At 36.5% G+C, this 24,933-nt stretch carries 23 protein-coding genes; 5 read left to right on the plus strand and 18 right to left on the minus strand.

Features of this window, described 5'->3' with window-relative positions:
* Positions 1–673: 673 nt before the first annotated feature.
* Genes U8526_RS11785 through U8526_RS11795 form a run of 3 tightly spaced genes read right to left on the minus strand, consistent with a single transcriptional unit; the run spans position 674 to position 3,305 of the window.
* On the minus strand, positions 674–1,429 hold the full coding sequence (locus U8526_RS11785) for an ABC transporter ATP-binding protein (RefSeq protein ID WP_334342163.1): 756 nt from the start codon (positions 1,427–1,429) through the stop codon (positions 674–676).
* Entirely contained in the window at positions 1,377–2,327 is a 951-nt protein-coding gene (locus tag U8526_RS11790) for an ABC transporter permease (RefSeq protein WP_334342164.1), read from the minus strand. The genes U8526_RS11785 and U8526_RS11790 overlap by 53 nt, the downstream gene beginning before the upstream one ends.
* 9 nt (positions 2,328–2,336) lie before the next feature.
* Entirely contained in the window at positions 2,337–3,305 is a 969-nt protein-coding gene (locus tag U8526_RS11795) for an ABC transporter substrate-binding protein (RefSeq protein ID WP_334342165.1), read from the minus strand.
* Positions 3,306–3,766: 461 nt separating this feature from the next.
* Between U8526_RS11795 and U8526_RS11800 the strand changes: the two genes are divergently transcribed.
* Together U8526_RS11800 and U8526_RS11805 are read left to right on the plus strand one after the other, a co-directional pair.
* A complete protein-coding gene (locus tag U8526_RS11800; RefSeq protein WP_334342166.1) occupies positions 3,767–4,975 on the plus strand; it encodes an MFS transporter in 1,209 nt (402 codons plus the stop codon).
* A 41-nt stretch (positions 4,976–5,016) separates the two neighbouring features.
* Positions 5,017–5,406: a winged helix-turn-helix transcriptional regulator gene (locus U8526_RS11805; protein WP_334342167.1), complete on the plus strand. Its 390-nt coding sequence runs from the start codon at positions 5,017–5,019 to the stop codon at positions 5,404–5,406.
* Positions 5,407–6,071: 665 nt separating this feature from the next.
* Here U8526_RS11805 and U8526_RS11810 read toward each other — a convergent pair.
* From U8526_RS11810 to U8526_RS11830, 5 genes are all read right to left on the minus strand, one after another.
* Complete coding sequence (locus tag U8526_RS11810; RefSeq protein WP_334342168.1) at positions 6,072–7,769, minus strand: BspA family leucine-rich repeat surface protein; 1,698 nt, start codon at positions 7,767–7,769, stop codon at positions 6,072–6,074.
* 127 nt (positions 7,770–7,896) lie between these two features.
* Positions 7,897–8,082 carry a hypothetical protein gene (locus tag U8526_RS11815; RefSeq protein WP_334342169.1) on the minus strand — a complete coding sequence of 62 codons (186 nt, stop codon included), beginning with the start codon at positions 8,080–8,082 and terminating at the stop codon, positions 7,897–7,899.
* 439 nt (positions 8,083–8,521) lie between these two features.
* Positions 8,522–10,873, minus strand: a complete 2,352-nt coding sequence (locus tag U8526_RS11820) for a phosphoketolase family protein (protein ID WP_334342170.1) — start codon at positions 10,871–10,873, stop codon at positions 8,522–8,524.
* 101 nt (positions 10,874–10,974) lie between these two features.
* The gene (locus tag U8526_RS11825) at positions 10,975–11,703 is read right to left on the minus strand and encodes a GntR family transcriptional regulator (protein WP_334342171.1); all 729 of its coding nucleotides are present in this window, start codon (positions 11,701–11,703) and stop codon (positions 10,975–10,977) included.
* A gap of 730 nt (positions 11,704–12,433) precedes the next feature.
* Positions 12,434–13,423 (minus strand): choloylglycine hydrolase family protein, encoded by a 990-nt coding sequence (locus tag U8526_RS11830; RefSeq protein WP_334342172.1) that lies wholly within the window; start codon positions 13,421–13,423, stop codon positions 12,434–12,436.
* Positions 13,424–13,575: 152 nt separating this feature from the next.
* On the opposite strand from U8526_RS11830, the gene U8526_RS11835 reads away from it, so the two are divergent.
* Positions 13,576–14,520 (plus strand): Dyp-type peroxidase, encoded by a 945-nt coding sequence (locus tag U8526_RS11835; RefSeq protein WP_334342173.1) that lies wholly within the window; start codon positions 13,576–13,578, stop codon positions 14,518–14,520.
* Between the two features lie 78 nt (positions 14,521–14,598).
* On the opposite strand, the gene U8526_RS11840 is transcribed toward U8526_RS11835, so the two are convergent.
* Together U8526_RS11840 and U8526_RS13010 are read right to left on the minus strand one after the other, a co-directional pair.
* Complete coding sequence (locus tag U8526_RS11840; protein ID WP_334342174.1) at positions 14,599–14,772, minus strand: hypothetical protein; 174 nt, start codon at positions 14,770–14,772, stop codon at positions 14,599–14,601.
* Positions 14,773–14,835: 63 nt separating this feature from the next.
* Positions 14,836–14,988 carry a DUF6095 family protein gene (locus U8526_RS13010; protein ID WP_442886254.1) on the minus strand — a complete coding sequence of 51 codons (153 nt, stop codon included), beginning with the start codon at positions 14,986–14,988 and terminating at the stop codon, positions 14,836–14,838.
* Positions 14,989–15,178: 190 nt separating this feature from the next.
* Here U8526_RS13010 and U8526_RS11845 point away from each other — a divergent pair, with 190 nt between their 5' ends.
* Positions 15,179–16,288 carry an SLC13 family permease gene (locus U8526_RS11845; protein WP_334342175.1) on the plus strand — a complete coding sequence of 370 codons (1,110 nt, stop codon included), beginning with the start codon at positions 15,179–15,181 and terminating at the stop codon, positions 16,286–16,288.
* Positions 16,289–16,372: 84 nt separating this feature from the next.
* Here the strand turns inward: U8526_RS11845 and U8526_RS11850 are convergent, their stop codons facing one another.
* Entirely contained in the window at positions 16,373–16,924 is a 552-nt protein-coding gene (locus U8526_RS11850; protein ID WP_334342176.1) for a ClbS/DfsB family four-helix bundle protein, read from the minus strand.
* Between the two features lie 297 nt (positions 16,925–17,221).
* Between U8526_RS11850 and U8526_RS11855 the strand changes: the two genes are divergently transcribed.
* On the plus strand, positions 17,222–17,845 hold the full coding sequence (locus tag U8526_RS11855; RefSeq protein WP_334342177.1) for a GyrI-like domain-containing protein: 624 nt from the start codon (positions 17,222–17,224) through the stop codon (positions 17,843–17,845).
* A 281-nt stretch (positions 17,846–18,126) separates the two neighbouring features.
* Here U8526_RS11855 and U8526_RS11860 read toward each other — a convergent pair whose 3' ends face one another.
* The 7 genes from U8526_RS11860 to U8526_RS11890 all read right to left on the minus strand — a co-directional run bounded on the left by U8526_RS11860 (position 18,127) and on the right by U8526_RS11890 (position 24,923).
* A complete protein-coding gene (locus U8526_RS11860; RefSeq protein ID WP_334342178.1) occupies positions 18,127–19,548 on the minus strand; it encodes a C69 family dipeptidase in 1,422 nt (473 codons plus the stop codon).
* Positions 19,549–19,641: 93 nt separating this feature from the next.
* Positions 19,642–20,403 carry a DUF1828 domain-containing protein gene (locus U8526_RS11865; RefSeq protein ID WP_334342179.1) on the minus strand — a complete coding sequence of 254 codons (762 nt, stop codon included), beginning with the start codon at positions 20,401–20,403 and terminating at the stop codon, positions 19,642–19,644.
* Between the two features lie 2 nt (positions 20,404–20,405).
* Complete coding sequence (locus tag U8526_RS11870) at positions 20,406–20,846, minus strand: hypothetical protein (RefSeq protein WP_334342180.1); 441 nt, start codon at positions 20,844–20,846, stop codon at positions 20,406–20,408.
* A 58-nt stretch (positions 20,847–20,904) separates the two neighbouring features.
* A complete protein-coding gene (sdaAA, locus tag U8526_RS11875; RefSeq protein ID WP_334342181.1) occupies positions 20,905–21,771 on the minus strand; it encodes an L-serine ammonia-lyase, iron-sulfur-dependent, subunit alpha in 867 nt (288 codons plus the stop codon).
* 11 nt (positions 21,772–21,782) lie between these two features.
* Positions 21,783–22,454, minus strand: coding sequence for an L-serine ammonia-lyase, iron-sulfur-dependent subunit beta (gene sdaAB / locus U8526_RS11880; protein ID WP_334342182.1), 672 nt, complete (start codon positions 22,452–22,454; stop codon positions 21,783–21,785).
* Between the two features lie 642 nt (positions 22,455–23,096).
* Positions 23,097–24,524 (minus strand): C69 family dipeptidase, encoded by a 1,428-nt coding sequence (locus U8526_RS11885; protein WP_334342183.1) that lies wholly within the window; start codon positions 24,522–24,524, stop codon positions 23,097–23,099.
* A 42-nt stretch (positions 24,525–24,566) separates the two neighbouring features.
* Entirely contained in the window at positions 24,567–24,923 is a 357-nt protein-coding gene (locus tag U8526_RS11890) for a PqqD family peptide modification chaperone (RefSeq protein ID WP_334342184.1), read from the minus strand.
* Between the last annotated feature and the right edge of the window lie 10 nt (positions 24,924–24,933).

The following is a 24,933-nucleotide window of genomic DNA, read 5'->3' on the forward strand; positions in this document are numbered from 1 at the left end:
GATGTGTATTTCGGCATGAAATCCCTCCATGGCTGAGAATATGAATTTATAGTATTTAAAATGTCAACCATAGTGGGACTATAGCAGAACGTGGTGGACACGACTTGAAGCCAATTGAAAATCGCAATTGTCTTTAAGCTCGGTCTTTGACTAAACGATAAATCGTTAAGTCAGATCTCACCACTGAGGGTCCACAGAGATTTTTCTTCCGACTTGATAACGTATTTTATTATTTGTCTCAATTAATTCAGAAATGTTAGCACTATTCACATAAGAATTTGGATTATTTTTGAGCCTTGTAAAATAATTTTCAGTTCTATTTAATTCAACACAATCACATTCGTTTAACATCCTCTATGCGTAATTTACATGTGTTAGTGGAATCATATATGCATACTTGAGCTAATCATAATAGAAAATCCCAGCATTTCTAATCTAAGGGTTATTAATCAATCAACGTGCCATTCAGTCCGGAGCAAAAATTGGAAATGCGTTCAGCTATGAGATCATTGTTACCGGCTTTGCCGGTTACAATGAGGCCGACTTTGAAAATCCATTATTTTACACGGAGTGTAAAATAATTAGTTTCAAATCGCGCCCATAGCGTTCCAACAGCATTCCCAATTTTTGCGGAGGACGGCAGCTTACATTAACTAAGCTAAAGAACGGCATCCTACTCAAATGCTTCTAATAATGACTCTTTATCCAAATTATCCTTTTGTTCTCCACTGACATCTAACTTGATTTGTCCATCTTGAACCATGATCAAACGATTGCCATATTTTAATGCATCTGACATTTTGTGTGTGATCATCATTGTCGTTAACTTCTGTTCCTTGACGATACTATTCGTTATCGACATTACTTCCTGGCTCGTTTTGGGATCTAGCGCTGCAGTGTGCTCGTCTAACAGCAATAGCTTAGGTTTGCTCAATGTCGCCATTAACAGCGATAAAGCTTGTCTTTGTCCACCAGAGAGGTACTTCACTTGAGTGTTCAAGAAGTTCTCTAAGCCCATATTAAGTGTCTTCAACAAAGCTAAATATTTCTCTTGTTCAGCTTTTTTCTGATACCACTTTAAACTGATTGTTTTGGTGTGACTTTTGGCTAAAACTAGATTTTGCATTACCGTCAAATCTCCTGCGGTCCCCATCTTTGGATCCTGGAAAACTCGTGACATCCAACGTGATCGGTATGCGACTGATTTTTTGGAAACATCATGTTTTACTAGATCAATTTCACCCGCGTCAGCACTTAAGGTCCCCGCGATGGCATTCATTAGAGTAGACTTGCCGGCACCATTGTTTCCAATTACGGAAATGAAGTCTCCTTCATAAACGTTTAAATTGATATTCTTCAAAACGTGACGCTCGTTTCTAGTCCCGGGAAAGAATACTTTTTGCAGATGCTTTACTTGTAATACTTCCATCGTCTTCGTCCTCCATTTGTGCTAAATACTTTTTCAATTGGCGCTTCGTCCTGATTCGATTTTGAATAATTGGTACGCAGATTACGATTATCAAGATTATTGCTGATAAAATTTTTAAATCATCGGCTGGGAATCCTAAACTCATCGCAACTGTTAACAAGAAACGATAAACAATGGCACCTAGCACCATGGCTGATAATCTGACTAAAATATTGTAACCACGTAAGAAAATTTCTCCGACTAAAACTGATGCTAAACCGATAACAATTGTTCCTATTCCCATACCAATATCGGCGTAACCATTATTTTGAGCAATCAATGCTCCTGATAGAGCAATTAGACCATTGGAGATCATATAACCAAAGATAATCATCCCGTCAGTATTGATTCCATTAGCAGCTGACATGTTCTTGTTATCGCCGGTCGCCATTAGTGACAATCCTAAACGTGTCTTAAAGAGCCAATAAAGTACAGCCATTACTATTGCGACTACGATAAGTCCTAACACAATTGTTTGCATATCAACGGTGAGACTTTCTGGTAAATATCCGGTCAAAACTTTTTGCGTTAGTAATGGAACGTTAGATTTTCCCATAATGTGCATATTGATCGAATATAAGCCGGTCATCGTCAAAATTCCTGCCAACAATGATGGAATCTTCAATTTTGTATCCAAGATTCCAGTGATCAAACCGGCTACACAGCCTGCTAAGAAACCAACAATTGTCGCTACTAGTGCGGATTGTCCTTTAATCATCAGACTAACTGTCACAGCTGCTCCAAATGGAAAACTACCTTCTGTTGTTAGATCCGGTATATCTAAAATTCTAAATGTAATGAAGACACCGATTGCTAATGGCGCCCACAGTAATCCTTGTCCTAAACTAGATATAATCATTTTTATCACCTATGGTTTCGTAATTTTGCTTGGATCGATGCCGATAGCTTTGGCATTAGCTTTATTGACATAAAGTCTCAAAGTATGTGAAGTTTCAACAGGCATATCCTGAGGTTTCTTTTTGTCGATCAAAATCTTGTAAGCCATCTTAGCGGTCTGTTTACCTAAATCGTTATAGTTGATTCCGTAAGTAGCGACACCGCCATCTTCAGCCATTTCAATTGAACCTGTAACAACTGGCAATTTAGCTTCACGAGCTTTTTTACCGATTGTTTTCATCGAACTAGCCATTAGATTATCTGTTGGCAAATAGATTCCTGAAACTTTATCAGCCATCCCTGAAACTGCACTGGCCACATCATTAGTACTTGTCACACTGACGATGTTTAATTTAATGTGGTGATTCTTAGCATATTCCTTAACCATTTTGACCTGCAAAACGGAGTTCTCTTCAGATGAGTTGTACATAACCCCAATTGGTTTCGAACTCTTGGTCAAAGTTGTTAACAGTTTGACTTGTTTATCCACGGGACCCAAATCTTTGGTACCAGTAACATTGGTTGCCGGTTTACGATCATCCTTCACTAATCTAGCACTCTTCAGATTAGTTACCGCTGTAACTACAATTGGAGTTGATTTAGTTTTCTTGGCCAAAGCTTGTGCAGAAGGAGTGGCAATTCCTAAGATCAAATCATTCTTCTTTTGCGTTAATTGTTGAGCCATTGAATTTAAATTAGCCTGATCCCCCTGGGCGTTTTGATAGTTGTAATTAACTTTCATTGATTTATCGTGTTGTTTGACTTCTTTGCTCAATTCCTCTTTGAATCCTTTGCGTGCCTCGTCCAATGAACCATGAGGTACTACCTGTAAGATTCCAACGTTAATAGTCTTCTTATCTGTAGCAGTTGAACTGTTGGTACATCCTGCGAGAATAACTGCCGCCATAATTGTCATTAATCCGATTAAATATTTTTTCATGAAAAACCCTCCTGAGAATATAAAAAAAACCAGCTAGATTCGTAATCGAATCTAACTGGTTTGCCCGGGCGCAATTTATCTCCAGATAGATTCAACCCGTATCTATCTGGCTTCAAAGACATGTTTAAAAGCTTTAGCCAATCAATAGATACGAACACGTACGCGTTCGCATCCAGAGACTGAATACAAACGCTATCTAAAGAAAAAGCTAAAGGCAAATTGATTATTCAAATGTGACAACTGTTTATTAGTTTTCATAATAAAGTTCTCCTCGTTTGCAATTTACATTTTCTAGTTAAACATTCAAAAATTAATATGTCAATAATATCATTAAAATATTTTAATTTAATTTTATAGGTACTTTTTAGTACCTACTGCACTTTAAAGTACGTAATTGTTTATTTCTCCCAACCCCATATAATGATTCACATACTCATTATTCGCTGTAGGAGGGAAAAATTATGAATAAAAAAGTTTCATCAACTTGGATTCTCTTATCATTGGCTATCAGTGCCTTTGCTATTGGATCTACGGAATTTATCAGTGTTGGGATCATGCCATTACTAACAAAAACTTTTGGCATCTCACTAGCACAAGGAGGGCTAACTGTTTCTATCTACGCTACTGGAATCATGTTTGGTGCTCCAATCTTGGCTCTAATTACTAATCGTTGGGATCGCAAGAAACTGTTGATTGGTATTATGGTCAGTTTCATCATTGGTAACATGTTAGCTGCACTAGCACCTAGCTTTGCCATTTTATTGGCTGGTCGTGTCATTGCCGCACTATCTCATGGAATTTTCATGACAATTGCTTCATTGATTGCTGCCGACGTAGTCGCACCTAACAAACGTGCTTCAGCCATTGCTGTCATGTTTACAGGTTTAACCGTCGCAACTATCACGGGTGTTCCACTAGGGACATTTATCGGCCAAACTTTTAACTGGCGTATGTCGTTCTTCTTCTTGGTTGCCTTGGGATTAGTTGGTTTGATCACTAATATCATCCTCGTACCAAAAGAATTACCATTGCCAAAACCAACTAGTGTCAAAGGTATTTGGAAGATTCTTAAGCAACCACAACTACTGTTGATCTTGCTTATCACCGCTTTAGGTTACGGAGCTACTTTCCCCGTTTATACTTACCTAACTACTATCCTCAATAAAAATATGGGTTGGTCACAGAGTGCCATTGTCATTATCCTAATTTTTTACGGCGTAGCTGTTGCTATCGGAAATACTCTTGGTGGTAGATGGGCCAATAAGCGTCCCTTAATCGCTCTTTTGAGAATGTTTGTCGGTTTGGGAATTGCCTTATTGATTACCCGCTTAGTTATCAATCTACACTTCTTAGGTTTACTAGCTATCCTCTTATTAGGCCTCTTTGCCTTTATGAACGTTCCTGGATTGCAGTTGTACATTGTTCAACTAGCTGAGAAATATACGCCTAACGAAGTCCCATTGGCCTCTGCATTGAATATTTCAGCTTTCAACGTAGGCATCACTTTAGGTTCAACTATCGGTGGTCAAGCCGTAGCTCACAATCAACTGATCAACACTCCTTGGTTAGGAATTGCCATGCTCGTTGTCGGTATCATTTTGATTGCTATCCTCATTAGAATGGAAAACAATCCAGCTCGTGAACCAGAATTAGAAAATTGCTATGAATAAATAGTGATGTTACTATACAAATACTAAGGAGGATGGCAATTATGAAACAAGCAATTTATAACATTGGTGTTGAAGATACAATGAGAATTATTGGTGGCAAATGGAAGCCAATTATTCTTTGTCACCTCAAACACGGAATCATGCGCACAGGTGAATTACGACGTGCCATCCCTAATATCACTCAAAAAATGTTAACTCAACAATTGAGGGAATTGGAAGATGACGGTATTATCGACCGTAAAGTTTACAGTCAGATTCCGCCAAAAGTTGAGTATTCTTTAACTGATTACGGCGAATCACTCAACAAGATTCTCGAAGATCTTTGCGTTTGGGGCGAAAAAGATATCGAACGTCGTAAACAAAAGGGTGAAAATATTATCTTGCTAAATAAAGAGGATGTATCTGCGGATTCATTGCCTTACGCTGATTAAGGGATAGAGATTGGGATATGTCCTCCGCGAAAATTGGGAATGCATTCGAACGCTATGGGCCGTTTTGAAGCTAATCATTTTACACTTCGTGCAAAATAATGGATCTTCAAAACCGGCCTTATTGTAATCGGCAAAGCCGATAACAATAATCTCATGGCTGAACGCATTCCCAATTTTCACTCCGGACTAAAGAGTTCTTTGATTGTTTAGTTTGAATAAAATATTTTATTCACTATACCTCACTAAAAAAATATTTCCAAATTCAAAAGGCACTTATACCAACCATTTCGGTCGATATAAGTGCCCTTTTTAGTACTGATATTTTTAACATGATAAAACACTTTTAAATAATATTGATAGATACATATACCCTATTCTCACCATTAGAGTAAATAGAGCAAAGTTTCTAATCTTTATCCGATTGTACTATCCAAATACCGCAGCTTTAATAAATAATACTAAAAATAGAAATCTAGTCGTTCGTAGAAAATCTGTGGGCCCTCAGTGGTGAAGTTCTACTTAGCTTGCGTCAGCAAGGTTAGTAGAAGACCGAGCTTGGAGATCCATGATTTTGCACGAAGTGGAAAATTATTAGCTTCAAGTCGTGTCCACCACGTTCCAGCGGCCCACGGATTTTCTACGAACGACGGCATACTTATCCAATTCTATTTAACAATCGTCACATCCGCCGTTGGAACAAACTCATTTGTTGCCACACGATAATAAGTCTTTCCATTTAGGTAAGCTAATCGATCCACTTGCCAGCTAGTTTGTGATGATAGATTTCTTTGTGGTACTGGCTGTCCTTGAGCATTTACCAAATCATTATCTAAATTACCCGTTTGGACAATTAAAGACTGTGTCTGATAGACGTAAACATCATCTTCTCTGACCCACTGATTGATGCCAACACGATAATAGATTGGACCATCTTTCATCTGTTTATCACTTAACCAGTTAGTTTGAGTTGTCAATTTGTTACTTGTTTTATGACCGTTATCATCATATATTGTGGCTTTCTTATTCGGTAACGTAGCTAATAGATGGTTCACAGAGCTGATCTGCCCTTTTGAATCAATCTTCTTATAAGTTACCCTCTCTGGTGAAGAAACGATGTAACGTCCCTTTGTAGCCTGCAATTTAGTCGTATCGATCGTGAAGGTAATAAATTTTTTATTAACCTTATAGCCATCTTTTTGCGGAATTTTAATTGTTAAAGTTGCCGTCCCATTTTTAAGACTTCCTAGAACGTTCTTATTCACAATTCGTTGGTTAACGTTATTAGGTACATTAACATCAAAGACGGCTAGGTTCTTAGCACTTTTGGCGACCCCAACATAATTACTTTTAATTAGCTGTTTACTAGTAATTACGCGTTCATTGCCCTTTCTATCAGTAATCATCCACTTTTGAAAATTGTCATTTCCAGTTAAATCCTGTCCTAAATCTGAGTGTCTCAGTGAAAAATTAGGTGGCAGATCTAATCGTTTTATATTAGTACCTGACAGTAATCCTGTTGATTTAACTTGTTTGTTGTCCCAATTACTAAAATCTAATACTTTTATCTTTTGAGCACCACTGAACATATGCTTCATTTTTTCAACATTACTAATATTCCAATTGGAAACATCTAAGTTTTTTAGCTTGTCGACTTTTGCAAACATTGAAGACATATTCTTAACGTTACTGACATTCCAGGCCGAAACGTTCAAATCTTCCAATTCCGAATCCACATTACTGGAACTAAACATACTTTGCATATCTAAAACATTACCCGTATTCCAATTGGAAACATCGATCACTGCTAATCCAGTGTTATGGAACATATAACTCATATCTATGACTCCTGAAACATCCCAAGTTGAAACGTCGACTGACTTCAGACTACTCAAACCATCAAACATATGGCTCATATCTTTCACATTAGTAGTATTCAGTCTATCAGCATTCTTGATTTCAACTAATCCCGAGGTTCCGTCCAAATTATTTCCTAAACCTGTAAAGAGCCACGATGAATCTTCTGGCAAATAGACATTTCCTTCAAAAATGATTCGTTTAACATTTTGTTTTTCATTATCAAATTTAACTTTAGAATATTTGTTTTCATCGACTGTCAACATTTTCCCCAAAGAACCACTAGCTAACGTTCCCGATTTAATATGTAAAATATCATCATTCGAAATATACCACTGACATGTTCCATCGGTGCCAGCATATTTGATATCACTTAAAGAAACATTTTCATCATTCAGAGTAGCTGGATCAGTTTGTGCTTGAACTATCGTATTGTTACCGAGCAAGCCCAAGGCCATAAGTACCCCTAATGAATTAATTAGAATATTTAACTTATATCCCCTTTTCAATCATTCCAGCCCCCTATTAATTAAATAATGCAATTATATCACTATATAAATGCATTGTTAGTGAGCTTTTGAAGGTACAAAAAAAGGAAGCCCATCTGGACTCCCTAAAATAATTTGTACTATTTGACTAAATAGTAAACTTGAAAGTATGCTTCTTAGAAATTCTGTCTTCTGAGTATACTGCTAAAGCAATCAATGCTAAACCAGCAACTGGAATGGAGTATCGGCTTTGTAAAACGAATAAAATCATTAATAACATGGCCACTACCGCCATTAGTACTACTTTCATGAATTTTACGTTTCTTGTTGTCATAATATCCACCCCTTAAGTGTTCTTTCTCCTTTTTTCCATAGATGAGAATAACACGTCAAAAAGTGATTTACAACCCATTAGATCAGTACTTCCAGCCGTTTTTTAAATTGCAAATTTCTTTCTAATAAACCATATTATTATCTTAGAAGAAATTAAGGATAAAACTCTACTCTGAGTGGGATTTCAGAAAACTCTCAAAGTTTTCTAAGTTATTTTCCTTTGAAAATTAAAAATAAACTTATTCAATTATTTTTAATTTTATTTGTTCCGTAATCACTGTCGTAGCGGTCTTTGCGGACACTTGTTAAGTATGTGTGAACACACGTTTATCACTAATAACTTATATCAATTCTAATTTTATTCATACGGACCAAAAAAATAGCACCTAATAATCCAGAATAGGATTACTAGATGCTATTTATTAGTTATCTGAATTTTTTTATTCCCAAGTCCAGTTCTTTACTTCTGGTAAATCGTCACCATATTCACGAATGTACTTGTTGTGTTTGTCAACGATACCTTCCATTTCATCTGCAAAGCTAGATGCACCGTCGCCTTGAACAGCAACAGCAGCTTCTTCAGCTAAGTGGAATCTATCCATTTGGTTAACAACACGCATGTCGAATGGAGTTGTAATATCTCCTTCTTCACGGTAACCATGAACGTATAGATTATGATTGTCACGTTCGAAGAAGATGTCTTTAATGATATCTTCGAAACCATGGAATGCGAACAATACTGGTCTGTCAACAGTGAAGATTTCATTGAATTGTTCATCAGTTAAACCACGAGGGTCTACTCTTGGTGATCTCAACTTCAATAGATCAACAACGTTAACGAATCTGATCTTAATTTCTGGTTTTTGTTTTCTTAGAATACTAATAGCAGCTAAGGCTTCAAGGTTTGGTTCTGTACCAGCAGCAGCGATAACGATATCAGGATCACCGTTGTCATTTGATGCCCAGTCAATAACCTTAAGTCCTTTATCAGCTAATTCTTCACCTTCCTCAATTGTGTAGAATTGAGGTCTAAGTTGTTTAGAAGTTACCAACAAGTTGATCTTTTCTTGATCATCCAAAATCTTAGGCATAACAGCAAGCAATGAGTTTGTGTCAGCTGGGAAGTATTCACGGATGTATTCTGGTTTCTTTTCAGCCAAGTGAGTAATGATACCTGGGTCTTGGTGAGTGTAACCATTATGATCTTGTTGGAAAGCAGTTGATGTAGCAATAACGTTTAGTGAAGGATACTTATTTCTCCAACTCAATTCGTTAGCTTTTCTCAACCACTTGAAGTGTTGTGTAAGCATTGAGTCGACAACTCTCAAGAAGGCTTCGTAACTTGCGAAGATACCGTGACGACCTGTCAACGTATAACCTTCGTTAAATCCTTCAGCTTGATGTTCTGAAAGTTGTGAATCGATGATACGGCCAACTGGTGCTTCATATTGATCGCATGGTTCATCAACGGGTTCCATCCATTGACGAGGACTAGCTTCAAATGCGCCATATAGACGGTTAGACATTGTTTCATCAGGTCCAAATAGTCTGAAGTTATCAGGGTTATTCTTGATAACACCGTTCATATATTTACCTAATTCAATCATATCTTGAGCTTCTGTAGCACCACGTTTGTCAAACTTCAAAGCATAGTTCTTGTAGTCTGGCAAATCAAGAGGTTTAGGATCAACCCCACCGTTAACGATTGGGTTCATAGCCATTCTGCTTTGACCCTTAGGTGTAATAGCAGCGATTTCTGGCTTCAAAGTACCATTTTCATCAAATAGTTCATCAGGTTTGTATGATTCCAACCATTCAACCAACTTGTCTGCATGTTGCATATCATTTTGGTCAACAGGAATTGGAATTTGGTGAGCTCTGAATGAACCCTCGATAGGTGCATTATCCCATGTCTTTGGACCAGTCCAGCCCTTAGGTGCACGGAAGATAATTACAGGCCACTTAGGCATCTTAGCTTCTGAAGCTGGATGTTTTCTAGCTTCTTCTTGAATACTCTTAATCTTTTCGATAGCAGCATCAACAGTCTTAGCCATTTCTGGATGCATCTTTTCAGGATCTGTTCCTTCAACGAACATTGGATCCCAACCCATACCTTCAAAGTACTTAGTTAGATCTTCATCACTCTTACGTGACAAGATTGTTGGGTTAGAAATCTTGAAACCATTTAGATTCAAGATTGGCAATACAGCACCATCATTAACTGGGTTAATGAAGACATTTGAGAACCATGAAGCAGCCAATGGGCCAGTTTCAGATTCACCATCACCAATAACTACAGCAGCGATTTCGTCAGGGTTATCAAGAATTGCACCAACACCGTGTGATAGAGAATAACCTAATTCTCCACCTTCATGCATTGATCCTGGTGTCTCAGGGGCAGCATGAGATGCAACACCACCTGGGAATGAGAATTGCTTGAAGAGCTTTTGCATACCCTTAGTATCTTCTGTGATTTCAGGATAAATTTCTGTATAGCTTCCATCTAGATATGAGTTAGAAACCATAACTTGCCCACCATGACCTGGGCCTTCAATATAAAACATTTTTAGTCCGTACTTGTTTATTGCACGGTTCAAATGGGCATAAATAAAGTTTTGTCCAGCAATAGTTCCCCAGTGTCCAATTGGGTGAACCTTAACATCACTAGCTTTTAATTCACGTCTTAATAAAGGATTATCTTTTAAATATAATTGTCCAACAGAAACATAGTTGGCTGCACGCCAATATTTATCAAGTAAACTTAAATATTCTTTTGATGAGTAATCAGTCATTACCAGCACACTCCTTAAGTTTTTACAATTATTATTGTAACCAGTTTCTGGATAGAAGTCAACCACTTTTATAATTGGTTCGACCCAATTATTGAAAATGCTTACTTATTGTCTAGATCAACGAATGAATCATACTTAAAATACTTGTAATGTAGCTTCATGGTCGAGAATTCAAACGGTGTCCCATCGTCCAAAAAGAAAATACCTTCCATGATACCTACAGGTTCATTGGCAGATAGATTTAATAATTTTTTACCTTCGTCATCAGATGGCTCGGCTGAAATCGTTAGATAAGTTTTATTGACTTCTTTTCCTAACTCAGATTCTACATAATTAAAGATAGATTCGGAAGCAATTTGTTCAGACAACTCTGGAGCTAATTTAATTGGAATGTAGCCCGTCTCTACCATAAAAGGCACATCGTCCAATAAACGTAGTCTTTTAAACGAGTATACAAATTCGCTAGGCTTCAAAAAGAGATTTCCTTGCAAATCTTTATCTGGATGAACCACATCAAATTTCAATACTTTGATACCTGGTTTTTGTCCATTAGCCTTAAAACTATCTGTGATGCCCAAATTCTTTCCACTATAGTTAAAATATGAATCCTGTTTCAAATATAAGGGATTGACGAAAGTTCCTGAACCACGCTTCTTAAAAATAACGCCTTGATCAGACATTAAGCCTAAAGCCCTTTTGATTGAGCTACGACTTACGTTATAACTTTCTGCCAAAGATCTTTCATCTGGTAATCTCATATCTGAAAATTCACCGTCGTCGATTGCCTTCTTTAAAGATGTAATGATTTTTTGATAAACTAAATCAGCCATTTTTCTTCCTCACTTTATAATTGGGTCGCACCAATTCAAAATATGGTATCTATCTCTCGTTTTGATTATATCTTATAAAAATGATTAATTACATCCCAAAGCTCATCTTTTTATTTAATTTTGCTAAGGGGCCGGCCTCCGCAACAAGAAAATTTGGCTGGAACGCCATGGGCCGACTGGAAGCTAATAATTTTCCACTTCGTGAAAAATCATGGATCTTCAAGCTCGGCCTTTACCTAAGCAATAAATTGCTAAGGTAAATCTCATGGCTGAGCCAATTTTCTTGTTGCTCCGGCCTAAATAACACTTTGACTTTCTTGTTTGAGGAAATAAAAAATCAACAATATTATTCTCCTCAAGTACTCCTATATGATTGCGCGTCCCAAACTGATAATAAGTATCCATACCAACTAATAAATTTATTTCAAACTAAACAGTAGAAACACTCCTTAGTCTGGAACAAAAATTGGGAATGCGTTCAGCTATGAGATCATTGTTACCGGCTTTGCCGGTTACAATGAGGCCGACTTTGGAAATCCATTATTTTGCACGAAGTGTAAAATAATTAGTTTCAAATCGCGCCCATAGCGTTCCAACAGCATTCCCAATTTTTGCGGAGGACGACATCCTTCACCAAAACAAAAAAGCAGCGACTATCCAGATCACACACACACATACATACAAAACGTACTGTGATTTCTAAATAATCGCTACTTTTCCAATAAAAATATTAATTCAATGATTTGAATTCTTGTTCCATTGTTACTGGGAATTCTTTAGGTTCTTTTTGATTCTTGATCATATCGTCAGTCATTTTAACAGTATAAACACTACGATTACCATAAGGTACAAAGTACATGGCACGGTTTGTCATGTCCAAAACAGTTTGATACTGTGTGTAACTTGATTCGCCGTTATTTTTGATATTAACGCCACGAGGGATTGTTACACTGTCTAACATATGCAAAATTGTGTTAACAGCTTGATGACTGTCTTTAGGTGTTTCTGTATTTTGACGCATAAAAGCTGCTCTAACAAATCTGTCGACAGCCGTATAACCACCAGGTAATCTGAAAGTACCATTTTGACCTAATGGGATAACTTCCTCTTCACCAAAGGACTTAGCTGAAAAGTTAGTAGTTTGTGCGCCTAAATAATTAGCTAAATTGGTCTTGTGCCAATTGTAATCTGGTGTATTAGTCATAACTCCTACTTTATCTTCTTGAAGAGTTAATCCATTTCCTTCTGGTTCAAGGATATAAGTTGCTCCTGTAGCATCACTGAAAATCCAGTGAAGTGGTTGATTTTGTTTCATTACGCCACGATCTGACTCGATCAAATGAACTTGTTTGAGATTTTCTTTCAAATCCTCAATTGATTTGTTATTACCCAAAGCCCAAAGGATAAATTCTTCAGCAACCAGATTCATTTCTCCTTCAACTGGTTCCTTATCATATTTAGCAGCGTTGGCAAAATATAATTCAGCCGCTGATAAACCGTATTCGTTAAATCCATCCGCTACCATGTAATTAGCACCATATTTGGCACCTGTTCCCATCACAGCGTATTTACTGGAATATTCTTTCTTATCATAAGAAGAAACCCATTGATAATTTTCTGGTAAAAATGTTGGACGACCATTCAATTCAAAAGCAAAATCCATTGTTCTGGCTAAAAATTTTGAACCATCCAAAGCTTCGAGACTAAGACTAGTACACATATATTGTTCTTCCTTTCAACGATCTTATTAAAATTATTATTATCTTAATTTTTAACATTATCAAGAATTTTATTTTATGAATTTTAATAATAACTACTAAAGGAATATTATGATAAGCTATCTGTATAAACAAACATTCTGGAGGTAGATTCATGACTGTAGATATAAAAAAAGCCCAAGACGTGTATAAAGACGCCGGGGAAAGTGTTATTTTTACAACCTTGATGTTGAAGCGTGAAAACTTAGAGGACGACCGCGATGCCATCGCTGAATTTTCTGACATGTCCAATTCAATTATCAACAGTATGAGGATTCGTGACCCCGAAGCCCAAGCACACATTGCTTGGGGATTTGGATCAGATGCTTGGGACTATCTTTTCCCAAATGCTCCAAAGCCAAAAGAACTAGAAAACTTTAAAGAAATCAAAGGACCAAAATATACAGCTGTTTCCACACCTGGCGATCTATTCATTCATATTCGCTCCAAAAAGATGGCTGTCTGCTATGAACTAATGGACCAATTCATGGAAATCTTACGTCCAATCACAACCGTTGAAGATGAAACTCATGGATTCAGATACATGGAAGGACGCTCTATCGTTGGCTTTATTGACGGAACTGAAAATCCTGCCGGAGTTGAATCAATGGATTACACTTTGATCGACGAAGAACAGGACCCTGAATTTGTTAATGGTTCATATGCTTTTGCTCAAAAATACATTCATAATATGGATGCTTGGAAAAAATTAAAAACTGAAGATCAAGAAAAAGCCATTGGCCGTCATAAGTTCTCCGATCGTGAATTGGATGATGACGAAAAATTACCTAACGCCCACAACGTTGTTTCTAAAGATGAAGAAGGTGGCGTCGAACACAAAATTGTTAGAATGAACGTGCCTTTCTCTGACCCTGCAAAAGATGTGACAGGAACTTACTTTATTGGTTACTCCAAAGAATTTGCTATCACTAATCGTATGTTGACTAATATGTTCACTAAGAGTGACCGTTTATTAGATTTCAGTACACCAATTACCGGCAATCTGTTCTTCATCCCATCCAAAACTACTTTGGAAAAAATTGCTGACGGGGATTACTAGTGTTCCCTGTGAAACATTCATGAAACAAAAAAGGAATCATTTCCATTATTTGGAGATGATTCCTTTTTTGACCTCATTTTAGTTTGCATACTTCCACAAACGTCTAACAAATAGCAATGATAGTAAAAACATCAGCGATACCGAGAATATCAAGGATGCTCTGCCTAAAATAAACATCGGATCAACTGTCATTTCAATCATACTGAGAATAATTGAAACTAAGACTAATAGAGCCGTCTTTTTTAGGATCATGGAAATTACCTCCCCTATTTGATACGACTAGATTATATCAGTCTCATGTCCACTTGGCATTAATTATTTTGGGAAGATAAAGTGGATGCCAGCAAAAAATAAAATTAAGCCAACAGCTAGGAGTGCATAATAAACTACCTCTTTTTTTGCCTTGAAAGAAACCACCATAACGGCAATCCCGAGGACGAATAATAAAATCGATATAATTATTTGCATATATTAACACTCCTTATAATTGATATTTAGTATACTTAGGTTATGATATATTATGCTTTTCATGGAAATAATTTTTAGAATATTTAACTTTTAAAAAATATTTCGGCAATTTTTACATAATTATCTTTTTTAACACTACTTTTATCTTTATACTAGATAGGGTACTTCTTTTTTGTAGGGGAAAACATAAATGGCTGTATTAAAACGTGTATTTTCAGATAAGGTGCTATGGATTGCTGGGGCAGCAGCAATTCTAACATCAATCTTTATTAGTCCACCACAATTGATGGACATTAATTGGAAGACACTTGCTTCACTATTATCTATGATGATTATAATCCAGATTTATGACTATTTGGACTTTCTAAAATATTACGCCGCGTATATGACGCATAAAGCGAAAACTACACGTCAAATGATATTTATGTTAGCCTCTTTAGCATTTTTTGGAGCTATGTTCTTAACTAATGATGTTACAATTTTAACCTTAGTTCCTTTATTTTACCAACTATCTAAGCATATTAAAGTAAATCCAATTTTCCCGGTCATTATTATTACCATGGCCGCTAACCTTGGTAGTATGTTTACGCCTTTTGGTAATACTCATAACTTATTCCTGTTGACGCATTTTAATCTAGGAATCAAACAATTCTTTATCATGTCCACTCCGATAACAATTGTTACTTTCTTAGCGATTTTTCTATCAACTCGTTTCTTCGATAAAGAACCAATTGAACTAACTGAGTTGCCTGCTGTTGAATTAAACATTCCAAGTTTAACCTTAACAGTCGCTGTCACAGTGATTATTTTTTTGGGAATTTTTTCCGTAATTCCTATGTGGGGATCTTTGATTGCAGCAATCTTGCTAGTTATTTTTATCAATCCGCATATCCTTGCGTCAGTTGATTACTCAATTGTTTTAATTTTCATGTGTTTCTTTATTGCCGTTGGTAATATCAACCGTGAACCAGCAATTGTTAATAACTTACATCAATTTTTACAAACAAGAACTAGCACTTATTTAACTTCGATCATTACTAGTCAATTCATCAGTAATGTTCCAACCACAATTTTAGTTTCTAAGTTCTCTAAATATGTACATGCTATCTTCTTAGGTACAAATATTGGTGGACTTGGTACTGTCGTTGGTTCATTGGCTAACTTGTTGGCTTTCAAACAATATCGATTTTTCTTCAAGAAAAATCCAGGAAAGTATCTAATGTATTTCACCATAATCAACTTCGCTATGTTGATTATTATTGGAACCATTGGTTACTTCCTAATAGATTTCGGATTGTAAAAGTCATTCAAGTGAATGGCTTTTTTATTTTACTATGGACAACAAAAGGTCCGTACTGACATTAAGTCAATACGGACCTTTTTATTATGAATTAACAGTACTCTTATCTCTTAAATTGAAGTTCTTCCATTTTCTAACTTGACGACTGTAATTATTGAATGGTGAAACAGCGTTGATTCTGATCCATTTAGCAACGGGCCACATTGCTTTGGTTGTTGCCCATTTACGTTCGCCTGGTTTAAACAATTCATCATGTGACATATTATCAACCCAAGCAATAAGTTCATCAACTGTGCTGCTTAATTCTTCTTTCTCATTATCTATGCCATCTGAACCATATTTGATATTGAAGTCATGGTAGAGCTGACGCATTTGATCCCACTTATATCCAGGAGTTGGAGTGGTGATCTTCTCCCCACCAGCTTCAGCCTTTTCCCATGCTAAAATCATATTAATCCATCCGACTTGATATGAGAGCATTTCACGTGGAGTTTTGTCCACTTGCTCAATTCTTTCATCGGCAACATCATCTGTTATACCCTCATATTCATCAATGAACTTATGATAACTCTCTTTAATTTGCTCTATTAGTTCTGCGGAATTTTTATATACCTGCATACCTTCGCTACCTTTCATTGATCATATTCTCAAACGAAAACTTCCCAATGTCTATTATAGGCTAGAAATTGTCACTTTGGGTAAAAAAAGCTCATGATATAGCAAAAAAGTAGTGAGAAAGCGTTTTAATTGTGGTATATTAAGAAGTTATACAAAATTTTAGGCTGATTTCATCACCTTTCTAGTCAAAAAATTACTTATTATTTATTATTAATAAAATACGATTTGACTATATTATCTGCTGGCATCTTAATTGGTTACGTGCCTATAATGCGATAAAATGTTATTAATTAAAAAACTTTTGGAGGCCAGACGATGAAATACGAATGGCGCAAACAAGATAAAGAATTATATTCTACTAAGAAAGACCCTAAGATTTTATCAGTACCTGAACAAAAATTCATTTCTATCCACGGAACTGGTAATCCTAACGGACGTGAATTCAAACAAAAAGTTGAGACATTGTATCCCGTAGCCTATGGAATCAAATCAACTTACAAGAAATACGCCCAAGGCAAGGACTTAGAATTTGATGATTATACTATTTTCCCTTTGGAGGGTGTTTGGTCACTGACTTCAAAAGGACAACAAATGGATCATCTTGATAAAAATGAATTCAGTTACGATATCATGATCCGAGTTCCTAATTTTGTTCCCGATGACTTGATTACTTTTGCCATACAAGAAGTTAGGGAAAAGAAAGACCTACCAGAAATCGATAATCTCGAAGTTAAAACTTATCCTGCTACTAGTGCAGCTCAAATTTTACACATGGGTAGCTTTGATTCAGAATCTGAAAGTTTTCAAAAAATGGATCGTTTGGTTGAAGAACAAAATAGAGAGCGTGCTTCTAAAATTCATCGTGAAATTTACTTATCTGATAGTAGACGTGTGACTCAAGAGAAAGTAAAAACTATTTTGCGTTATCGAATTAGATAAACGGCGTTTAAAAAAATCAGTGTTTCAACCCCTTTTTGAGGGTTGTTGCACTGATTTTTTTTGGTTTGATTTTATTCCTAGTTAACCATGGTTCTATGTCTTATAGTTTTGTTTCTATTCATGGTTAACCATGGTTCTATGTCTTATAGTGGAAACGAGCTACGCAAGGGCAACCTCCTGTGGTTTGCTACAGGACTGAAATTGCCCGCAAAGTACGCGTGCGATTCCAGTCCTTAGGCAAATCCTCGGAGGATGGGCGCCCTTGCTTCGCTCTCTGCTCTCTATAGATTTGGATCCATCTTAAATGTTAACTTACTTAGCTCTGTTCCTTGTGTAACTAAATCTCCTAAATGGGCTTTAGTAGCTTCGTTGAAGTGTTTAGCGATTTCTTTGTTCTGTTCTGTTAGATAGTCTGTTAAGGCTTCTCCTGACAGATTAAGAGCTTTCTCGTCTACTTCTGCTATCTTCTGGCATGCCCATTGTTCTAATTCTTTTTGATAGTCTAAATTAGGTTCTACAAATTCTTGATAGTGACTTTCTACTACGAATTCTAATGCTGTGTATAACCAATAAGCACTGTCCAAATTCATCTTCTCTGGTACAAAGCTGTATGACTTGTCAATCGCATTGGCATTGGTAAAGAATGGCACATAGGCGCTAAAGCATGGCATCCCTAGTCCTTTCCACTCAATGGCTTGATTGCCTGTATCTGTATCACGCATTTGCAAAATATGTGAATTCATTGTTCTGGATAAACAAATGGCACGATAGCGTTTTTTGTCTTCTTCACTGCCGCTACCCATGGGATCGAATTTTGTTTCATTATAGTGTGAAGCTAAAATAGCTTGGATATCTTCGACTGCAATCTTCTTTTCTGGTTTTCTCAGAAATGGTAGGTTCGAGGATTCGGGATCTTGTTCAACTGATGGATTCAACATTCTTTGACCGTACCAAACACGTGGTGTGTTGTAATGGCGGTCTTTTTTAGTATCTGTTCCAAAAATATGTCTGAAATTCCAACTATCGAAGTCAGGATTTAAATTATTCTTGGTAACAAATTCTTGAATGCCATCAGACCACATATAATTTTCTGGATCAGAGAAATCAATTTCTTCAATACCAATTTGATTGGCAGCTACGGCATAAGAATCATCTGGGATACGGATTGCTACCCAATGGTGGCCTGTAGCAATTTCCATGTACCAAATATCATCTTTATCAAAGAATTCAACGCCATTACTCTCAGTTGAACCATATTTAGCAATCAAATTACCTAGGTACTCAACACCTTCACGTGCTGAATCAATGTATGGCAAAACTAAAGTAGTCATCGAATCTTCGGCCACACCGTTTTCAATCAAAGGATCATAGGCTAAAACTTTTTCATTGGCTGTCACACTTTCAGTGGCACTCATTCCAACATTTTTTTCGTTGATACCATCCTCTTCATAATATCCCTCATCTTGGTTAGCATCTGGAGAAGTAGTATAACGATAGCCATTCTCTGGCAATTCAACGGTCAACTTATTGTATGGTGAAACATAAGTTTCATGACGATTCTTAACCGCCTTTTGTACATAGAATTTCTTAGGCCAGTTAGCTACGAAATTGTCCTCATTACGAGCAATGTAATTAGATCCGTCAATTGAGGCCTTTTTACCAACCATAATCGAAGTACAGGCTGCATGTGTATGTCTTTTCATTAATAAAATTCCTTCCATTAAAAAATTTTCTTATATAATAGTTTACTTCTGAATAACTAAAAAAGCTGAAAGATTTACTCTTTCAGCTTAATTTTATTTCAACATCATTATTTCTGATTTGTTTTCCCAAGGAATTAACCTCAAATCGTATTTTTCAGCTATATTCATACTTTTACGACTGGGACGAGACATTTGTGAATTATATATAATAATAAACTCAGAATTACTTAAGTTATATTCCAAGCCATTTGAAATGTCCCCGTACATAGCTCCAGTCATTGCTATTGTAGAAAAAGAAGAAGTATTTGTGAAATTAATGAATCTGAATGGACGATTTCCTTTTAAGGGGATAGTATAGTCCACCACGTAATTATTTCCGCTTTCTCCATAAGGTCTATAAGTCTTAAGTCCACCAAAATCATTTTTTTCAAAAAATTGATAAACATCTGACTTAAAAAATCCTGAATATTTCTCCTGACGAGTCATCAATAAATCATCAATATGAATTATTGCTTGCATTAAACGTTGCTTCATATCTGGGAAATTCATTCTTTCTCCCACAACAAAAAGCTCTTTATCAACACATTGAACATTGTAATTTCTCAATATACTATTTAAATATTTTTTTCGGGTTAAGGTATCAAAATTCATCCCCATCATTTCTAAATCGCCAATTGTGTCAAAATCATCGGTTAAAGTTATCGTTCCATCAGGATTTGAAGAGGCATAGATTGTTATATTATCACCTATTGAATTGGTAAATGGAGTTACTATTTCATCGCTACCATTTAGCTGTTCAATACGATATTGACTTTTTAACCAATTCAAATAATTATCTATTAACGAAGAATCCAATATTATTCGCCCTCCTCTACAAAAACAACGTTATCCAGTTTAACTTTATTATAAATAAAAAATATTTCTAAATCTTTCTGAAAATCTAAAAAATCATTTGAAATTCTACCAAGTGGAAATGGAAGACTAGATTTCTCAATGAATTCACAGTCAAAAATATTTTCAGAATTAAATATATGCAAGTGAGGAGTAGCGTATCCATGATGGGATTTACCTATAATATCAAACCTCATCATATTGCCTCCATCACTAGACCTGATCATCAAAGACAGTTTTTTCTTTTTATGTCCTTTGCAATTCATAATAACAGTAAATTTTTTATTTACATCAAATAAACCATGAGCAAAATAGCATTTCTGTTCATTAATACCTGCTAACCTCACTCTTGGCCTATTCAACACCTTATCCAACGTAAATAATTTATCATATGCATTTTTATCCACAAGTAAACTCCTAATTATGTTGACTTTAGGTACACATTAATAAATTACGTTTTTTATTTTATTCGCCAAAAATTTCTTTCTTCAATTTCAAAGCGGTTGGTGTTGTTGCCAATCCACCTTCGGCCGTCTCTTTGAAAATAGCAGGCATTTTTTGTCCAACTTGATGCATAGCTTCTACCACTTCATCAGTTGGTATCACACTTGTAATTCCTGCCAATGCCATATCAGCGGAGATCATTGCTTGAGAAGCTCCTAAAGCATTACGTTTAACACAAGGAACTTCTACTAGGCCAGCTACAGGATCACATACTAAGCCCATCATATTTTGCAAAGTTATTGAGATGGCTTCTGCGGCCATTTGTGCTGTCCCACCTTTAGCACACACAAGGGCAGCTGAAGCCATTGCGGCCGCAGATCCTACCTCAGCTTGGCATCCACCTTCAGCACCAGCAATAGATGAGTTATTCGCGATTACCAATCCAAAAGCACCGGCTGTGAACAAAAAGTCGACTTGTTGCTCACGAGTTAAATGTAGACGATCTCTAGTTGCAACCAAAACTCCAGCCAATACCCCAGCACTACCTGCAGTCGGTGTAGCACAGATCAAACCCATTTTAGCGTTGACTTCGTTAACAGCAACCGCATTTCGAACGGCCTCCAAGATAGGTTCGCCACTTAAAAAGTCGCCCTTTTCAATATAGGAATTCATTTTCTTGGCATCGCCACCTGTTAAACCAGTTACTGATCTAACACCAGCAATACCTTCTTTAATTGAATTTTCCATAACTTCAAGGTTACGTTCCATCGTTGAACGGACGAATTCTTTACTACGGTCAGTATTCTTCATTTCTGTCTGTACCATTAAATCAGCAACAGAATCGTAATCTGCGCTTTGTTTGACTAATTCTTTAATTGTATAAAACATCAGCAATACCCCTATTCAAAATATGTGGCACTATCAACATTTGGTAATGCACGTAATTTTTGTAAAATTTCATCTCGTTGACGACGTTCATCGACTTCAATAATCATGATGGCTTTCTCACCCTTTGAAGCTCTGGTAACTGTCATCGTACCGATATTGATATTGAGATTAGAGAAAACATCTGTGACTTTAGCAATCATTCCGGAAACATCTTGATGGACTGTAATATAGGTTGGTGTGCCCAAGCTAAGTGACATCTTAAAACCATTGATTTCTGAAATTTGAATATTTCCTCCACCAATCGAAACACCCGTCACAGTCAGGTTATGATCACCTTTTACTAATTTTATTTTGGCCGTATTGGGATGGTCCACTTCCTTACTTTCAGGAACAAAAGCGACTTTTATACCTTTTTCATAAGCTATTTTCAAAGAATCAGACAGTCTCTCATCATCTGGTTCCATGCCTAAGAGTCCACCAACTAGGGCGATGTCAGTTCCATGTCCACGATAAGTCTTTGCGAATGATTCATATAAATGAATAGTTACTTTTTCAGGTTTCTCACCAAAAATGTCATGAACAACCTTACCAATTCTGGCTGCACCGGCAGTATGTGAACTGCTGGGGCCCACCATAACTGGACCAATTATATCGAAAACACTTTTAAAACGTAATTCTGTCATTTGGGTTACCTCTGATTAACTGTATTATTTATAAGTTTACAATTTTTATTTAATATATTCACCCTATTTAACTAATGAACGATTATTTATAGACACAAAAAAACGGCAAATGCTGCAACATTTGTCGTTTTTCCATTTTGTAAATAGAATCGTTATTTTCACTTTATTGATTTCTTATAGAGTTTTACTTGTTAATATTTTTTTATTTTGGATTGAAGGATTGATATATTATGGACTTTTTGTCGGGATTCTTTTTTGCTCTTGTTGAAATCAATAACGTTTTTTGGATTGCTATTTTTTAGTTCTGCTTTCTATTCTAATGAACCATTGTTCTCTGCTGAATAGTGGAAACGAGTTCCACAGGCCAGATTCCTGTGCTTTGCCTGACTTCACGAACTGCCTGCTTCGCAGTCAATTCGCAAAGTCCTGCAAATGCTCAGAATCTATGCAGTCCTGTTCCACTCTCTATCTGAAACGAGCTACGCAGGGGCAACCTCCTGTGGTTTGCTCTCTATCTGAAATGAGCTGCGTGAGGGCAACTCCTTCCGGTTAAGTCAACTTTCTCTGCCGGCACTTCGTTGCCGACTGAGAAAGTAGTCTTAATCCTCGGGAGCTGGGCGCCCTCACTACGCTCTCTGCTCTCTAGAGATTTGGATCCATCTTGAATGTTAACTTACTTAACTCTGTTCCTTGTGTAACCAAATCTGCTAGATGTTTCATTGTCTCTTCATTGTAATGTTTTACAATTTCATGGTTTTGCTCTGTTAGATAATCTGTTAGAGCTTCTCCTGTCATTGTCACGGCTTTTTCATCAACTGCAGCAATCTTTCTTCTTGCCCATTCTGATAATGCTTTTTGATAATCTAAGTTTGGTTCTACGAATTCCTTATAGTGACTTTCTACTACCATTGCTAAGGCTTCATACATCCAGTATGCACTCTTTAGATCCATCTTTTCTGGTGTGTAACTGTATGATTCGTCGATATCGTTGGCATTTGTAAAGAATGGTACTTGTGGGCAGAAGCTTGGAATTCCGAATCCTGTCCATTCTACTCCGGCTGCTCCGTTCTTATCTGAATCTCTCATTTGAAGAATATGTGAGTTAGCTGTACGTGACAATGAAATAGCACGATATGTCTTCTTGTCATGTTCACTACCACTGCCTAGTGGATCATACTTTGTTTCATTATAGTGTGATTTCAATAGATATTGGATGTCTTCTACGGCAATCTTCTTTTCAGCTTTTCTAATAAATGGAAGTTCTGCTGACTCTGGATCTTGCTCATCTGAAGGGTTCAAGTAACGTTGTGCAAACCATACACGTGGTGTGTTGTAATGGTGATCTTTTTCTGTATCTGTACCAAAGATATGTCTGAAGTCCCAACGATCAAAGTCAGGGTTCAAATTATGTTCTGATACGAATTCTTGAATGCCATCGGACCACATGTAGTTGTCAGGATCATTGAAGTCAATATCTTGAATTGCTACTTGGTTTGCAGCAACGGCATAACAATCGTCTGGAATACGTACGGCTACCCATTGGTGTCCTGTTACTACTTCCATGTACCAAACTTCATCTTTATCGTTGAATTGAAGTCCGTTACCTTCAGCAGAACCATATTTAGCAACTAATCTACCAAGATATTTAACACCATCACGTGCTGAATTAATGTATGGCAATACCAAGGTTGCAAGTGAATCTTCAGCTAAACCATTTTTTACATATGGATCAAAAGCAAGAACTTTTTCATTAGCATAAACACTCTCAGTTGCGCTCATACCAACGTTCTTTTCGTTGAATCCATCTTCTTCGTTAGGACCAGTACTTTGGTCAGCATCAAGAGTTGATGTGTAACGATAACCATTTTCAGGATAAGGTGCTGTCATCTTGTTGTATGGTGAAACATAAGTTTTGTCACGGCCTGAAACAGCAGGTTGAACGATAATACGTTTTCTATAAATAGCATTCAAACGGTCTTCGTTTCTTGAAATATAAGTTGCTCCATCCATTGAAGCCTTCTTACCAACCATGATTGATGTACATGCTGATAATTCAATACGATCTGTCATTTTAATATCCCCCATTAATAAAAATTTTTAATTATTTAATAATTATGATACTCGTTCTATCAGATGGTCGACACTCTCAATTTGTTGCAGGAACAAAATTAATCTTGTGTAACGATACTTATCAGTATCTGGAAATTTTTCAGCAAGTTCTTTTCCGATTTCGTAGGCGTTGCGACGTCCATTAACTTTAGTAAAAACATAGCTACCATACTCATCCATCTCTAGATAGGTTTCTTCAGGAATGTGCATATGCAATTTGCGGAAAAATTTTTGAATCGGATGATTCTGTTCCCGGACAATCGTAACGATTCCTGCCTTTCTCTTATAGACAACTTCCGGATTCTTCTGAAATATCATATGTTTTAAATCTTCTTCAGTTAATTCTGGACGTTTAGCCATTTTCATCGCC

It is taken from the genome of Companilactobacillus sp. HBUAS56275, assembly GCF_036913655.1.
Classification (GTDB): Bacteria; Bacillota; Bacilli; order Lactobacillales; family Lactobacillaceae; genus Companilactobacillus; species Companilactobacillus pullicola.

Coding starts and splice junctions, on each gene's coding strand:
- U8526_RS13010 (WP_442886254.1), bottom strand. CDS start 14,988: ATGCAAATAATTATATCGATTTTATTATTCGTCCTCGGGATTGCCGTT.
- U8526_RS11830 (WP_334342172.1), bottom strand. CDS start 13,423: ATGTGTACTAGTCTTAGTCTCGAAGCTTTGGATGGTTCAAAATTTTTA.
- sdaAA (WP_334342181.1), bottom strand. CDS start 21,771: ATGTTTTATACAATTAAAGAATTAGTCAAACAAAGCGCAGATTACGAT.
- U8526_RS11890 (WP_334342184.1), bottom strand. CDS start 24,923: ATGGCTAAACGTCCAGAATTAACTGAAGAAGATTTAAAACATATGATA.
- U8526_RS11835 (WP_334342173.1), top strand. CDS start 13,576: ATGACTGTAGATATAAAAAAAGCCCAAGACGTGTATAAAGACGCCGGG.
- U8526_RS11790 (WP_334342164.1), bottom strand. CDS start 2,327: ATGATTATATCTAGTTTAGGACAAGGATTACTGTGGGCGCCATTAGCA.
- U8526_RS11860 (WP_334342178.1), bottom strand. CDS start 19,548: ATGAAAAGACATACACATGCAGCCTGTACTTCGATTATGGTTGGTAAA.
- U8526_RS11885 (WP_334342183.1), bottom strand. CDS start 24,524: ATGACAGATCGTATTGAATTATCAGCATGTACATCAATCATGGTTGGT.
- U8526_RS11850 (WP_334342176.1), bottom strand. CDS start 16,924: ATGAAAGGTAGCGAAGGTATGCAGGTATATAAAAATTCCGCAGAACTA.
- U8526_RS11795 (WP_334342165.1), bottom strand. CDS start 3,305: ATGAAAAAATATTTAATCGGATTAATGACAATTATGGCGGCAGTTATT.
- U8526_RS11805 (WP_334342167.1), top strand. CDS start 5,017: ATGAAACAAGCAATTTATAACATTGGTGTTGAAGATACAATGAGAATT.
- U8526_RS11855 (WP_334342177.1), top strand. CDS start 17,222: ATGAAATACGAATGGCGCAAACAAGATAAAGAATTATATTCTACTAAG.
- U8526_RS11800 (WP_334342166.1), top strand. CDS start 3,767: ATGAATAAAAAAGTTTCATCAACTTGGATTCTCTTATCATTGGCTATC.
- U8526_RS11845 (WP_334342175.1), top strand. CDS start 15,179: ATGGCTGTATTAAAACGTGTATTTTCAGATAAGGTGCTATGGATTGCT.
- U8526_RS11825 (WP_334342171.1), bottom strand. CDS start 11,703: ATGGCTGATTTAGTTTATCAAAAAATCATTACATCTTTAAAGAAGGCA.
- U8526_RS11785 (WP_334342163.1), bottom strand. CDS start 1,429: ATGGAAGTATTACAAGTAAAGCATCTGCAAAAAGTATTCTTTCCCGGG.
- sdaAB (WP_334342182.1), bottom strand. CDS start 22,454: ATGACAGAATTACGTTTTAAAAGTGTTTTCGATATAATTGGTCCAGTT.
- U8526_RS11815 (WP_334342169.1), bottom strand. CDS start 8,082: ATGACAACAAGAAACGTAAAATTCATGAAAGTAGTACTAATGGCGGTA.
- U8526_RS11820 (WP_334342170.1), bottom strand. CDS start 10,873: ATGACTGATTACTCATCAAAAGAATATTTAAGTTTACTTGATAAATAT.
- U8526_RS11840 (WP_334342174.1), bottom strand. CDS start 14,772: ATGATCCTAAAAAAGACGGCTCTATTAGTCTTAGTTTCAATTATTCTC.